Annotated in this window: 11 protein-coding genes; 3 read left to right on the top strand and 8 right to left on the bottom strand. The window is 30.0% G+C overall.

Annotation, left to right across the window (positions count from 1 at the left end; genetic code table 11):
• Positions 1 to 137: 137 nt before the first annotated feature.
• From HMPREF0078_RS00385 to HMPREF0078_RS00365, 5 genes are all read right to left on the bottom strand, one after another.
• Positions 138 to 1073, bottom strand: coding sequence for an ABC transporter permease (locus HMPREF0078_RS00385; protein ID WP_004838031.1), 936 nt, complete (start codon positions 1071 to 1073; stop codon positions 138 to 140).
• Positions 1066 to 2184, bottom strand: a complete 1119-nt coding sequence (locus tag HMPREF0078_RS00380) for an ABC transporter permease (RefSeq protein WP_004838030.1) — start codon at positions 2182 to 2184, stop codon at positions 1066 to 1068. The genes HMPREF0078_RS00385 and HMPREF0078_RS00380 overlap by 8 nt, the downstream gene beginning before the upstream one ends.
• A complete protein-coding gene (locus HMPREF0078_RS00375; RefSeq protein WP_004838029.1) occupies positions 2177 to 3700 on the bottom strand; it encodes an ABC transporter ATP-binding protein in 1524 nt (507 codons plus the stop codon). Before HMPREF0078_RS00375 ends, HMPREF0078_RS00380 begins: the two co-directional genes overlap by 8 nt.
• Before the next feature lie 105 nt (positions 3701 to 3805).
• A complete protein-coding gene (locus tag HMPREF0078_RS00370; RefSeq protein WP_004838028.1) occupies positions 3806 to 4879 on the bottom strand; it encodes a BMP family lipoprotein in 1074 nt (357 codons plus the stop codon).
• A 98-nt stretch (positions 4880 to 4977) separates the two neighbouring features.
• Positions 4978 to 6009 (bottom strand): M42 family metallopeptidase, encoded by a 1032-nt coding sequence (locus HMPREF0078_RS00365; protein WP_004838027.1) that lies wholly within the window; start codon positions 6007 to 6009, stop codon positions 4978 to 4980.
• Positions 6010 to 6223: 214 nt separating this feature from the next.
• Between HMPREF0078_RS00365 and HMPREF0078_RS00360 the strand changes: the two genes are divergently transcribed.
• Both HMPREF0078_RS00360 and HMPREF0078_RS00355 read left to right on the top strand, forming a co-directional pair.
• Entirely contained in the window at positions 6224 to 6940 is a 717-nt protein-coding gene (locus tag HMPREF0078_RS00360) for an MIP/aquaporin family protein (RefSeq protein ID WP_019118256.1), read from the top strand.
• Between the two features lie 34 nt (positions 6941 to 6974).
• Positions 6975 to 8462 (top strand): NAD(P)/FAD-dependent oxidoreductase, encoded by a 1488-nt coding sequence (locus HMPREF0078_RS00355; protein ID WP_004838025.1) that lies wholly within the window; start codon positions 6975 to 6977, stop codon positions 8460 to 8462.
• 34 nt (positions 8463 to 8496) lie between these two features.
• On the opposite strand, the gene HMPREF0078_RS00350 is transcribed toward HMPREF0078_RS00355, so the two are convergent.
• From HMPREF0078_RS00350 to HMPREF0078_RS00340, 3 genes are read right to left on the bottom strand one after another with little or no spacing between them, the layout of a single operon-like run.
• Complete coding sequence (locus HMPREF0078_RS00350; RefSeq protein WP_004838024.1) at positions 8497 to 9825, bottom strand: ABC transporter permease; 1329 nt, start codon at positions 9823 to 9825, stop codon at positions 8497 to 8499.
• Positions 9815 to 10810 (bottom strand): COG1361 S-layer family protein, encoded by a 996-nt coding sequence (locus HMPREF0078_RS00345; RefSeq protein ID WP_004838023.1) that lies wholly within the window; start codon positions 10808 to 10810, stop codon positions 9815 to 9817. Before HMPREF0078_RS00345 ends, HMPREF0078_RS00350 begins: the two co-directional genes overlap by 11 nt.
• The gene (locus HMPREF0078_RS00340; protein WP_004838022.1) at positions 10800 to 11516 is read right to left on the bottom strand and encodes an ABC transporter ATP-binding protein; all 717 of its coding nucleotides are present in this window, start codon (positions 11514 to 11516) and stop codon (positions 10800 to 10802) included. Before HMPREF0078_RS00340 ends, HMPREF0078_RS00345 begins: the two co-directional genes overlap by 11 nt.
• Before the next feature lie 275 nt (positions 11517 to 11791).
• On the opposite strand from HMPREF0078_RS00340, the gene HMPREF0078_RS00335 reads away from it, so the two are divergent.
• On the top strand, positions 11792 to 13735 hold the full coding sequence (locus HMPREF0078_RS00335) for a G5 domain-containing protein (protein ID WP_004838021.1): 1944 nt from the start codon (positions 11792 to 11794) through the stop codon (positions 13733 to 13735).
• Positions 13736 to 13805 lie beyond the last annotated feature (70 nt).

The raw sequence follows: 13805 nt of genomic DNA, 5'->3' as shown, positions 1-13805 counted from the left end.
CTACTTTTTATTTATTAATTATTAATGAAAAAAATAACCCATCTTGACCTTGTGGAGAGATCTCATTTATTAAATCTATCTATGAGTTCTCTTTTGATTTTGCGATCGAGATGGGTTATTTTTATATTCTGTTATTTTTAAATATCTTCTGTCAAATATGGCTTACCACTTGCTTTTGGTGCATTTGATTTTTTATTAAATAAAATTAAGAAAATCAAAATTGAAATGTATGGAATCATTGAAATAAATTCCATTGGAAGTTGTATTGTTGTTCCTGTTAAATAGGTTGCTATAGCTTGGGTTAGTCCAAAAAATAATGAACCTATCAAAACTCCTTGTGGCCTCCAATTTCCAAATATTACACAAACGAGTGCAATGTATCCTTGACCTGCAATTAAGGTTGGAGAAAATACACTTACTACTGCAAGTGACATAGAAGCTCCTCCAAGTCCTCCCATAAATCCTGAAAACATTACCGCAAGATACCTAATTTTTCCTACAGAAATATCTAAAGTTTCAGCTGCTTTTGGATGTTCTCCAACTGCAATTAGCCTTAGTCCCCATTTTGTTTTATATAAAAATACATAAAGCAAAATTACAGATATTAAAGCAATATAAACTGTCGCATATTGAGAAAAAATATTTTTTAGCGCTTGATTTGTAATCAAACCGTCAAATAATCTAGGAATTTTATTTTCCAAAGCAATTGATGGGGTTTGAGTTGCGCCATCAAAAAATAATCTTGCTAAAAACAAAGCCAAACCTGGTGCTAATGTATTTATAGCAATACCAGAAATTGTTTGATCTCCTGCAAATGTAACTGAAACAAGTGCATGGATTAGTCCAAAAAACATTCCAGCAAGACCTCCTGCCAAAAATCCAAGCCATGGATTTCCTACATAATATCCTACTGTTGCTGCTACTAAAGCACCTATTGTCATCATTCCTTCAAGTCCAATATTTACTACTCCAGATTTTTCTGAAATCATTCCACCAAGGCCAGTCAATAATACTGGTGTAGCATTTGAAAGTGTATTTCCAATTATTAATCCTAAAACTGTCAAATTAAGCATTATTTCCCGCCTTTCTATTTTTCTTTTTGTTTACTTTTGCTTTTATAATTCTAAATATCAAAGGAATAGCAGTAAATAAAATTATTGTTCCTATAATTATAGAAATTAATTCACTAGGAACTCCCATTGTTCTTTGTAAATTACTTCCTGCATATTTTAATGATCCCAAAAATAAGCCTGAGAAAATACATCCTATTGGATTGTTAGATGCTAAAAGTGAAACTGCAAGTCCATCAAATCCAAAATTTTCCATAGCTGATAATAAAGGAAGTGAATAAGTGTAACCCATTACTTGAGTTACGCCTGCAAGCGAACACAAGCATCCAGAAATTGCCATTGATTGGATTATCTTTTTATTTGCATCAATTCCACCGTACTCACTTGCTTCTCTGTTTAATCCTACGGCTTTTAATTTATAACCAAGACTTGTTTTTTCAAGAATAAACCAAATAATAATTACGCTAACAATAGCAAGAATTATTCCTAAATGAATTGGTGCTCTAAAAAATTTTCCAAAAAATCCATCAAATTTTTGGCTAGCATTTGTAACTAGAGTAACTTTTGCTGAATCATTTATATCAAATGTTCCCATAGAATTTGGTTTTTGATAGCGATAAACTATAAAATTTTGAAAATAAAATGCTACCCAGTTAAGCATTATAGTTGAAATTACTTCGTGAATTCCAAATTTTGCTTTTATAAATCCAGCAAGACCTCCATAAATAAATCCTGCCAAAAGTGCAACAATTATTGTAACAATAACATGGATTACTGGTGGAAGTTTTAGTAAGTAGCCCATCAAAAATCCTACAGTTGAACCAATTATAAATTGTCCTTCTGCTCCCATATTAAATAGTCCTGTTTGAAAAGCAAAACATACACCAAGACCTGTAAGAATAATTGGTGTTGAATTTACAAGAGCCCAACCGATATTTCTTGGGGATTTAAAAATTCCTTCTACTAATTTTCCATAAGCTTCTATTGGATTATAACCTGTAAGAGAAAGAACTATAGCTCCTACCAAAAGTCCCAAGATTATTGATACAAGAGTAAATAATAATTTTGAATTTGAAAAAGAATTTTTTCTTTTTGTTTTTGCTTTCTTATTCATGATCTCCTCCTGCCATTAATCTTCCTACTTCGTATTCATCAGTTTCTTTTGGATCAAGCTCTCCTACAATTTGTCCATCATAAATTACGCAAATTCTATCAGATAAATCCATTACTTCATCTAATTGAAAACTTATTAATAAAACTGCCTTACCTTGATTTCTAAGCTCTACCAAATATTGGTGGATAAATTCTATTGCTCCAACGTCAAGTCCTCTTGTTGGTTGAGCAGCTATTAATAAATCTGGATCATTTGTAATCTCTCTTGCGATAATTACTTTTTGTTGGTTTCCGCCTGAAAGACTTCCTGCTTTTTCGTTTATATCATTTGGTCTTATATCAAATTTATCAATCAAATTGTTTGCGTTTTCTTCTATTTTTTTGAAATCCAAAATTCCATTTTTTGAAAAGTCTTTATCTATATTCTCCAAAATCAAATTATCTTTAATTGGATATTCTAAAACCAGACCTCTTTTTTGTCTATCTTCTGGAATTTGGTTCATGCCAAGGTCAATTATATTTCTAGGAGCTTTATTAGTAATATCTTCTCCTTTTAAAATAACTTTGCCTTTTTGAGCTTTTCTCATTCCAGAAATGGCATCTATTAATTCTGTTTGACCGTTTCCATCAACTCCTGCAATTCCTAGAATTTCTCCTTTTCTTATCGAAAGATTTAAGCCTTTTACCTTGTCAACTTTTCTGTTGTCCTTAACCCAAAGATCTTCTATCTTAAATATTTCTTCGCCAAGGTCAATTTTTTCTTTTTTTACATTAAAGCTTACATCACGGCCTACCATTTTTTCTGCAAGATCAGCCTCACTTACGTCTTTTACATTAACTTTGTCGATGTATTCTCCCCTTCTAATTATGGTACAAGTATCTGCCATAGCTTTAATTTCTTTTAATTTGTGGGTAATTATTATAACTGATTTTCCAAGTTCAGTTAATTTTTCAACTATTTCTATAAATTCATTTATTTCTTGAGGAGTTAAAACTGCTGTTGGCTCATCAAAAATCAAAATATCTGCTCCATGATATAAAGCTTTTAAAATTTCAACTCTTTGTTGTTGTCCAACAGATATATCCGCAACTTTGCTGTCCGGATCTATAATAAGTCCATATTCTTGGCTTAATTTAACAACTTCTTTTTTTGCCTTATCTCTATCAATGAAAGAATTTTTTCCTTCATAACCTAATATTATATTTTCTGTAACTGTAAAGGGTTCTATCAGCATAAAATGTTGGTGAACCATTCCTATGCCCATGCTAATTGCTTTTTTTGGCGAATTATTTATAATTTCTTCGCCTTTTATGTAAATGTTTCCTTCAGTTTGAGGAAACATCCCATATAAAATATTCATAAGAGTAGTTTTACCAGCTCCATTTTCTCCAAGCAGAGCGTGTACTTCACATTTGTGAAGGTCAAAATCTACGCCTTTTAAAACTTTCTTGTCGCCAAAGCTTTTATGAATATTTTTTAATGAAACAACTGGGCTTTCATTTAAATACTTATCCATAATACCTCACTATTAATTTAGAATTTTCTAAATATTTTTGTAAAAAAAAGAGTAGTTTTTCTTCCTACTCTTTTAATTACTTATTTTTTCTAAGCAGATTTTTACTTATTTGTCATAACCCATTGATTTAAATTCTTCTTCGTTTTGTGGAACTTTAATTTTTCCATCAACGATTTGATTTCTTAAATCTTCAACCTTATCTTTAACTTCTTGGTCTACTAGGTCATTATCTCCATAAGCTATATCCAAAGCTTCTCCATCTTTAAGTGAAAATGCTCTTGTTTCTCCACCTTTGAATTTTCCATCTTTGTAATCATCAAGTGTTAATTGAACAGCTTTACCTACGCCTTTAACTGTTGAAGCTAAAATATTATCTGGAGCTTCTTCTTTTTGGTCACGGTCAACGCCGATTACGTATTTATTATTTTCTTTTGCTGCTTCAAATACTCCAATTCCTGTACCACCAGCTGCATGGAAGATTACATCTGCGCCTTTTTGATACATTTGGTTAGCAATATTTTTTCCTTTTGCTTGGTCAGCATAAGAGTTTGCGTATTGAACTTGAACTTCTATGTCTTTTCCTTTTTCTTTTGCTGCTTGTTTTACACCAGCTCTAAATCCATATTCAAATCTATCGATTACTGCTGATTCCATTCCACCTACAAATCCAACGTTGTTAGATTCTGTTTTCATTCCTGCAATATATCCAACTAAAAATGAGTTTTCATTATCTGCAAATGTTATTCCTAAAAGATTTTCAATTTTATCAGGATTTGCGTTGTCGATTATTGCGTAATTTTGATCTGGATTGTCTTTTGCAGCCTTGCTTGTTGCATCATAAAGAGCATATCCTACTGTAAAAATCAAATCTGATTCACTATCAAGTGCTGATTCAAGGTTTGGTTGATAATCAGAATCTTTGTGTGATTCAATATAATCAAATTTAATTTTTCCATCTTTTTCGTAAGCTTTTAATCCTTCATAAGCAGATTGGTTAAATGATTTATCATTTATTCCGCCTTGGTCAGTTACCATTGTAGCTGATACTTTTGCTCCATTTGCATTAGAAGCTGTAGAAGCCATTGAACCGTTATCAGAATCTTTTTTTGATCCACAAGCTGTAATGCTTAGTGAAAGTGCTAGAGTTAGAGCTCCAGCCATAATTTTTTTAATTTTCATCTCTCCCCCTTAAATTAAGAAATTGTTTTTTTGTGTAATACTATTTTATATGAAATTTATCTTTCTGTCTAGCTATTTTACAATAATAAAATTATTTTTCATTTTAATATATAAGTTTTTAATAAATCAAACAAATTCATCAAGGCATTTTCGTGACATCTTTCATAGCCATGAGATGCTGAAATTCCACAGCCTACAAGGGCGTGCCTATAATCGTAAAATGAGCTCATAGCAGCAGATGCATCTGAACCATAAAATGGATAAATATCAATTGCAAAATCAATTCCAATTTTTTTGGCTGTATTTATCAAATCATTTGTTAAATCAAAATTGTAAGGACCTGATGAATCTTTTGCACAAATTGAAACCAATCTATCATTTGTTTTTAAATCATCAAAAACAACTCCCATATCAACTGCTATCATATCTTTTATTCCAGCCGGATGGCCAGAACTTGCTCCGTGTCCTACTTCTTCATAAGTTGTAAACATCATATAAATATTTCTATCAAATTTTAAATTTTCTTCTTTAATTTCTTTTGCAAGAGCAAGCAAAACTCCGCTAGACGCCTTATCATCAAGATGACGTGATTTTACAAAACCATTAGAATATCTAAATCTTGAATCAAGAGCAATAAAATCTCCAGGATTTATTCCAAGTTTTTTTACATCCTCATCGCTTTCAACAAGCTCATCAATAACAACTTCCATTTCATCAAAATTTCTTTTTGAAATTTTTGGTGTATCTGAGCCATGAACTGAAGGCTCATTTAATCTAAAAACTCCTTCAAATTCTTTTCCATCTCTTGTAAAAATTTTTACATTTTCAAATTCTGCATAATTTAATGGAAAGCCACCAAGAGTTGTAACTTGAATTCCTCCATTTTCTTTTATACTTCTTACCATAAGACCAAGCGTGTCGATATGAGCTGATAATAAAAGTCCATCATCTTTATTTTTTTCATCTACATAAATTGGAACAATTACATTTCCCTTGTTGTTTTGATAAGGCTTGTATCCTAAATTTTTAAATTCTTCCATCAAATATTTTTCGCATTTTTTTGTAAAACCAGTTGGTGATGGTCTTGTGCATAATTCTTTTATATAAGTTATTATTGTATTTTTGTCCATTTTTACTCCTTTATTTTCTTATAATTTAATTATAAATTAAAAATTTTTCCTTGTAAATTTAAAAATAAAATAAATATTTGTATTATAAAAATATATGTGCTATAATATGGGTGTAAACATTTTCACAGCTGAATATAAAAAGAGACTTTGCAACAAATTTATCCCATTATTTTTGTTGCTTTTTTTATATTTAGTAATAAAACAGGAGGTTATTATGAGAGACATAATACTAGGTGAATTTTTTGGAACAATGTTACTTATTTTATTAGGAGATGGAGTTGTTGCAAACGTTCTATTGAATAAGAGTGGACAAAAAGGTGCAGGTCCTGTTCAAATTACATTTGCTTGGGGTCTTGCAGTTATGATTCCAGCTTGTATTTTTGGTGCATTAACAGGTGCTCATTTTAATCCAGCCCTATCAATTGCTCTTGCATTTAATGGTGGAATAGAATGGAATACAGTTCCTTCATACATAATTGGACAAATGCTTGGAGCTTTTTGCGGAGCTATTTTAGTTTATATTTTATTTAAAGATCATTATGACGCAACAAGCGATGATCCATTAACAGTTAGAGCTACTTTCTGCACAGCTCCAACTATACCAAATACTTTTAGAAACCTATTATCAGAAATTATTGGAACTTTTGTTTTAGTATTTGCTATTTTAGGATTTGGTAATGTTGCTGGCGCTGGAATGGGCGGCGTTGACAAATTATATGTATTTGGTCTTATCGTTTCAATCGGTATGAGTTTAGGTGGACTAACAGGTTATGCAATTAATCCTGCAAGAGATTTGGGACCAAGAATTGCTTATGCAGTATTACCTTTCAAAAACAAAGTAGATCCAAACTGGGGATATTCATGGATTCCTGTTGTTGGACCAATAATTGGTGGTATCTTAGCAGTTCCAGTTTTTAATTTTATATTTTAATTATTTATAAATTTTAAGAAAAGAGAAGAATAAAATGTATGATGTAATAGTAATCGGTGCTGGTGTAACTGGTGCATCAATTGCAAGAAGACTTTCTAGGTATAAATTAAATATTTTAATTTTAGAAAAAGAAATTGATGTGTCCATGGGAGCTAGCAAGGCAAATTCTGCCATAGTTCATGGTGGCTATGCTGAAAGCCATGATGAGCTAAGAGGAAGAATTTGTTACAAGGGAAGAGTGGAATTTAATAAGTTAAACCAAGAGCTAAACTTCGGATTTTTGGAAAACGGATCTTTGGTTTTAGCTTTTGATGAAGATGATGAAAAAGAACTTAATAAACTCTACAAAATGGGTCTTGAAAATAATCTTGATGATATTGAAATAATTAATCAAGAAAAGCTTAGACAAATAGAACCTAATGTATCCGATGATGCAATATCCGCTCTTTATTGCAAAGGAGCTGGTGTTTGTTCTCCATACGAATACGTTATTGCCCTTGTAGAAAATGCCATAGAAAATGGCGCCGAATTAAAACTTCAAAGTGAAGTTGTTGATATAAAAAAAGAAGAAGATATTTTTAAAGTAAAAACTTCTGATGACAATACTTATGAAGGAAAATTTGTAATTAATGCTTCCGGATTAAATGGAGCAAAAATATCAAGCATGATTACAGAAACTGATTTTACAATCCATCCAAGAAGTGGCGAATATTTACTTATGCAAAAAGGAACTGGCGAAAAAATAAAACAAGTTTTATTCCAAACACCATCTCCAAAATCAAAAGGAATTCTTGTAACAAGAACCTACCACAACAACCTTCTTTTGGGCCCTGATGCAATCGACGAAGAAGAAATTGATCTTGGAACACACATTGAAAGGCTTGCAGAAATTTACAAGCTTGGATTAAAATCTGTAAAAGATGATGTAATAGATTTAAAAAAATTCATCCGTTCCTTTGCAGGACTTAGACCTGCTTCATCAACTGGGGATTTTATAATAGAAAATACCAAAACTTCTGGTTTTATAAATGTTGTAGGAATCCAATCTCCAGGTATAACTTCTTCTCCAGAAGTTGCCAAAATTGTTGAAAATATTTTAAAAGATTTAAATTTAAATTTGGAAGATGATCCTTCCTACAATCCTTATAGAAAACCTATTATAGAATACAAAGACCTTGAAGATTTTAATAAGGTAAAAGATAAAATTGATTTGCCACTTGGAAATCCTGAAAGACTTGTATGTAGGTGTGAGCAAGTTAGCGAAAAAACAATAAGAGATGCAATGAACAGGGGTATCCCTTGTCTGACATTTGACTCAATAAAAAGACGTACAAGAAGTGGAATGGGATTTTGCCAAGGAAATTTCTGTAGGCAAAGAGTTCTAGAAGTTATGGAAGACGAAACAGGAGAAAAAATTTTAAACAGAAAATTCGACAGCGAACATTCTGGAATTTCTAGAATAAATAAAAAAGATATTAATAATTTCATAAAAGAATTAGAAGAAAAAAATTTAGAAGAATAATAAAAAAACCATAGGCTACATGCCTGTGGTTTTTTTAATTGCTTCTTAATGTTTCTATTGCTGATAATTTTGTTGCTCTTATTGCTGGTAGGTAGCCTGCTAGAATTCCTATAAATGATGAAAAAATCACTGCCATAACTCCTAGCCAAATTGGGATATTAAATTCCAAAGCTGTATCCATGGCTTGGGCGAATCCTGCTAGCAAAAATTTATTTGCTATAAATCCTAACAAATAAGAAATAAGTAAGCCTACAAGTCCTCCAAAAAATCCTATAAATCCTGATTCTAATAAAAACATAGTCTTTATATCTGAAACGCTTGCGCCAATTACTTTCATAAGACCAATTTCTTTTTGCCTTTCGTATATGCTCATAAGCATTGTATTTATTATTCCTATCGCTGCTACAATAAAGGCGATTGAACCTATTCCTGCAAGTATGAGCATTATCGTTTTTGTGGATTTATTTATCTCTTCTATCATATCTATTGATGATGATGTTTGATAACCCATCGACTTTACTTCATCTTCTACTGCTTTTACATTTTCATATTTATCACATACAAGGGTAATATTTTCGTACAAATAATTTGATTTTTTCCCTCCATTTTCGCTCATGTCATCAAGGCTTGGGCTTTGCAATTTTTTATCTTCTTTTTGCAAAGTTTTGTAAGTTTTTTCATTTATATACATTCTGCTTTTTTCTAAAAAACTTGATTCATTCATTATCCCCTTAACTTTTATTTCAAGATCTGCGAAAGTCGGCTTAGAATTTCCTTCTTCGTCTGTGGGATTATTTTCCATATCTTCATAGCCTAATCTTAAAATAAATTTTTCTTTTAAAATATTTAGGCCTTGAACGTCTTCTTGTTCAAAGGATTCACCTTGTTTTTTCATCTTATATAAGTGATAGTCTGAACCCAAAATCATAGACATTTCATCTGATGGATTTAAATTTGAACCTGACTTTATCATGTCAGATTTTATTTGAGCAAATACCTTATCAGGTATAAGACTTATTCCATTATTTGCTTCAAGTTTTGTATCTTTATTCTTTTTCAAAAAAATTTCTGTATATAAATCCTTATGAGGAATTACATATTTTACATGTTTTATTTTTTTAAACTTGCCTATGCTACTTTGATTTATAGAAGTTTGTGCTTTGTCAGAACTTATTTCTATATTTTCCAATCCTCCAAAAGATTCAACCATATCTCTTTGTTGTTTTGCCATCGCCAAACTCAAGGAAATCATCATTATTATTGACACTGTTCCAATCAAAACTGAAAGTATGGTAAGAATAGTTCTAGATTTTCTTCTCAAAAGATTTCTAAAGGCAATATCTATCCTGTCTTTAATTTTCATCTAAATCTAATTCCTTATTTTTTTTCTTTTTGCTCCTTTTTCTTATAAAATAAATCAATAAAACTATTAGAAAAATAGAGCCGATTCCTATAACAGGTGCCATATTAAAATCTTGTTCTACTTGTTCGGTAGATTCTATTGGATTGCCATTTTCATCCACATTTTCATTTTGGGACATTTGAACTTGTTTTTTAAAAGTTTTTTCTTCCTTATGAACCTCTCCCTTGGAATCTTCATAAGTTAAAATTATTTTTCCCTTTAAAGGACCTTCTTTTTTAGGATTCATATTAAAAGAAAAAGATTCGCTCGCTCCTTGTGCAAAATTTCCAATAAAATGACTATTTTCATCTACATCAAATCCTTCTCCTTCGACTTTGCACATAAAATTTGTCAAATTATCCTTGCCAGTATTGTAAATATTCATCGAAACATTTGTATCTTCTCCTACAAATAGTTCATCTATATTTATATCACTTGTACTTATTGCTGCAGTTGCTACAACAGGTATTCCTATACTTTCTGTGGTTTGATATTGATTGCCAAGATAATCTTCATATTCAAAATTAACGCTCATTTGATAATTGCCAGCTTTTGTATTAGGCAAAACATTCATTTTTATAGTTTCTGTTGAATAATTCCAAGGATAAATTGCAGACCTATAAAAAGTATTTGACCTTTCAACTGGTGTAAAAACAGATCCCTCATTCCCATAAGCAGTTTCCGAACCTGCTTTATTATTTCCAGAAACTTGCTCAGTTGAAGATGCTTGGTCAAGAGAAACTTTCAAATTAAATATAGCATTTTGTGCATTCGTATTATACAAAGTTAAAATTATATCAAAATCTTTTCCAGCTTCAACCATTTTTGGTTGGATTTTATATGAAGAAATAATTAATTTTGGTTTATTTCTTATTTGAGCTTGCTCATTGGCAGAATCATCTTGTTTATTAAAATTTGTAGTGTTTTCAACTTGATTATTTTCCATTTTTTAATACCTCATCTATACTTAATTTTTCATGTATTTTTTCTATAAGTCCATCTCTCATAAAAAGGGTTCTATCAGCAAATTCTGTCATTTCCTCATCATGCGTTACCATAATAAGGGTTTGATTATTTTTTCTAACAATTGATTTTATCAATTCCATAATTTCAAAAGAAGTTTTTGTATCAAGATTTCCCGTAGGCTCATCAGCAAAAATAATATTTGGATTTCCCACAAAAGCACGCGCAATGGAAACTCTTTGTTGTTGTCCACCAGAAAGCTCGTTTGGTTTATTATAAACTCTTTTAGAAAGCCCCATGTCTTTTAAAATTTGGTAGGCTTTCTCTTCTCTTTCTTTTTTGCCTTCGCCTTTAAAAATTAAAGGCAAAGCCACATTTTCTATAGCCGTAAGATAAGGCATAAGATTATATGATTGAAAAACAAAACCAATATTTAAATTTCTAAATCTAGTTATATCTTCCTCACTCAAAGAATTTAAAGAAATATTTTTGTATAAAATATCTCCCGAAGATGGTCTTTCAAGACCTGCAAGAATATTTAACAAAGTCGATTTACCAGAGCCAGAAGTCCCAAGCAAAGCAATAAATTCGCCCTTATCAATTGTTAAATCAATTCCATCTAAAGCTTTTATAATATTTGAACCAAGCTTATAGTATTTTTTTACATTTTTTATTTGAATAAAAGTCATAAAACTCCCTTTTAATAAGCGTATCTAAAACCATAAATTGTTTTTCTTATTATATAATTTTTATAAAAAAACAATCAATAGTTAATTTAAAAATTTTCAAATTAAATAAGTATTTATATAAATTTATAAGTTGATTTAATTATTATTTAATTTTTTTAAATTATAATAATTTTAGATTTTTTTAATTATTCAAGTATAGTTTATATGTAAATGGAAAACAGATTTTGTTATTACTAATAACAAAAAAAGTCAAAAAACATTAAAAAGGAGAACACATGAAAAAAGATAGAAGAAAGGTAAGCACTCCAATTTTTACAGCAGCCCTATCATTAACAATGATTCTTCAAGCGCCTGCAACAGCTTTTGCAGAAAATGAAAAAGCTTCTGAAAGTCAAAACCAAAGTATTGTAGAAATATCTACAAAAGTAGAAATATCTACAAAAAATGAAGAAGTAAATAATCAAAAAGTACAAAATGAACAAAAAGCCTTTAATTTTAGCGAAAATAATATAAATAGCCTAAAAAATGCAGGATACTCTTTAGAAGAAATTTCAGTATTTGAAAATCAAATTAGAGAATCTTTGAAAAGTAATCCAGCTTTTAAAGTTGAAAATTTTGTGAATGAAAAAATAGGACAAAAAGCTAAAGAAAATAAAGTTGAAGAAAATAAAAATCCTGAGAAAAAAATTCAACCATCTCAAAATATAATAAATGACGAAAATAAGGACAAAACCAATAAGTCTAATGATGGATTAGAAATTAATAATGAAAACAAGCCAGAAAATAGTAGAGTAAATGCTTTCGCAAAACATGAGAATGTGAAAGTAAGAATAGGCTGGAAATATAGTGATAGTAAAGGATATTACAACCAAGCCGATGAGGGTAAACCTGTATCCTTTAATTACTCTATAAGAATTCAATATATCGGAGAGAACGGCAAAAAAAATTATACATCTGTTACGAAGCGTTTTGATGGTAAAATAGGAACACCTTTAGAATTTGATATCAAAACAGATGAAATAAAAGATGATAACGGTCAAATTATTAAGGATTTTAATGTTGAAAGTATTGATATAAAACCTGATGATGAAAATTATATATATCAAATTTCAAATCAAAATCAACCTAATAAAGGCATAATAGGTGGTTATATTACACAAAACATGAACACTTCTCTTGTGGGAATAAAAGATCCCAATGCTATTATCTTAGATGAAGATAAAGAAAGTCTAAATATTGAATTTACAATAACACAAATTCATAATGGGCAAATAACAGAAAAACTTACAAATAGAAGAAAACTAATTTCTTCTAACAGAAAATTCCAAGAAGGTGAATTTAAATTATATAATGATAGGTCCTTTAAAAGAGCTCTTATTCAAAACTCACTTAATTTATATAGTCACTCTTCAGAAAAATTTAAAGATTTTATACTAAAAGCAGAATTTACAGGCGACAATGCTGAACGTTTAAGAAAGCTTTATTCTTTAGATATGCAAGGAAATGACCTAGATGGTTGGAAGCTAACTCTTAAATCCAAAATCCTAAAGGAAGATAAAAGAGAGGAATCAGAAATAAAATATAAGACTGTCTATGAAGATGATCCTACACTAGAAGAAGGAAAAACAAAAGTAAAACAAGAAGGTGTAAACGGACTAAGTGTTACCTCTACTCCTTATTACTACGTTATAAACGAAGACGGAACTAAAGAAATTATAAAAGAATTAACTAATGAAAAAGTAGAAAAAGTAGAAAAAAAACCAGTAGATAAAATCATCCTAAGAGGAACAAAAAAAGTCGAAAAAAATAAAGCTCCAATTCTTGAGGTTAAACCATCAAAAGAAATTGATCTTGGAGAAAAATTAGATTTAAAGAAATTAATACTAAAGGCTTTTGATCCTGAAGATGGAGAAATGATTGACAAAGTTGTAATCGATAAGGGAAATTTTGATAACAATAAAGCTGGTGAGTACAAAATAAAATTCACTCTTACTGATAAAGACGGATTAACAACAACAGCTTTATCAACTATAACAGTAAAAGAATATAAAATAGAAAAAGAAAAAGAAAAAGATGAAAAGAAACCTATAGTTTCTAAAATTGTATCTAACAAAAATAACAATAATAATGTTAAAACAGGCGTAGGTTCAATTTCAAGTCTTCTTGCCCTATTGGGAATGGCAAGCGGCGGACTATTTGTTTCTAAAAAAAGAAAATAAATTGAATGATTAAATTTTAAAGATTTTAAAGTAATAATTTAGAAAATCTTAATAAAAAAGGTGATGAATC

It is taken from the genome of Anaerococcus vaginalis ATCC 51170 (assembly GCF_000163295.1).
Classification (GTDB): domain Bacteria; phylum Bacillota; class Clostridia; order Tissierellales; family Peptoniphilaceae; genus Anaerococcus; species Anaerococcus vaginalis.
This window is presented reverse-complemented; position numbering and strand designations above follow the sequence as displayed.

Coding starts and splice junctions, on each gene's coding strand:
- HMPREF0078_RS00340 (WP_004838022.1), bottom strand. CDS start 11,516: ATGACTTTTATTCAAATAAAAAATGTAAAAAAATACTATAAGCTTGGT.
- HMPREF0078_RS00350 (WP_004838024.1), bottom strand. CDS start 9,825: ATGAAAATTAAAGACAGGATAGATATTGCCTTTAGAAATCTTTTGAGA.
- HMPREF0078_RS00380 (WP_004838030.1), bottom strand. CDS start 2,184: ATGAATAAGAAAGCAAAAACAAAAAGAAAAAATTCTTTTTCAAATTCA.
- HMPREF0078_RS00355 (WP_004838025.1), top strand. CDS start 6,975: ATGTATGATGTAATAGTAATCGGTGCTGGTGTAACTGGTGCATCAATT.
- HMPREF0078_RS00345 (WP_004838023.1), bottom strand. CDS start 10,810: ATGGAAAATAATCAAGTTGAAAACACTACAAATTTTAATAAACAAGAT.
- HMPREF0078_RS00385 (WP_004838031.1), bottom strand. CDS start 1,073: ATGCTTAATTTGACAGTTTTAGGATTAATAATTGGAAATACACTTTCA.
- HMPREF0078_RS00370 (WP_004838028.1), bottom strand. CDS start 4,879: ATGAAAATTAAAAAAATTATGGCTGGAGCTCTAACTCTAGCACTTTCA.
- HMPREF0078_RS00375 (WP_004838029.1), bottom strand. CDS start 3,700: ATGGATAAGTATTTAAATGAAAGCCCAGTTGTTTCATTAAAAAATATT.
- HMPREF0078_RS00365 (WP_004838027.1), bottom strand. CDS start 6,009: ATGGACAAAAATACAATAATAACTTATATAAAAGAATTATGCACAAGA.
- HMPREF0078_RS00360 (WP_019118256.1), top strand. CDS start 6,224: ATGAGAGACATAATACTAGGTGAATTTTTTGGAACAATGTTACTTATT.
- HMPREF0078_RS00335 (WP_004838021.1), top strand. CDS start 11,792: ATGAAAAAAGATAGAAGAAAGGTAAGCACTCCAATTTTTACAGCAGCC.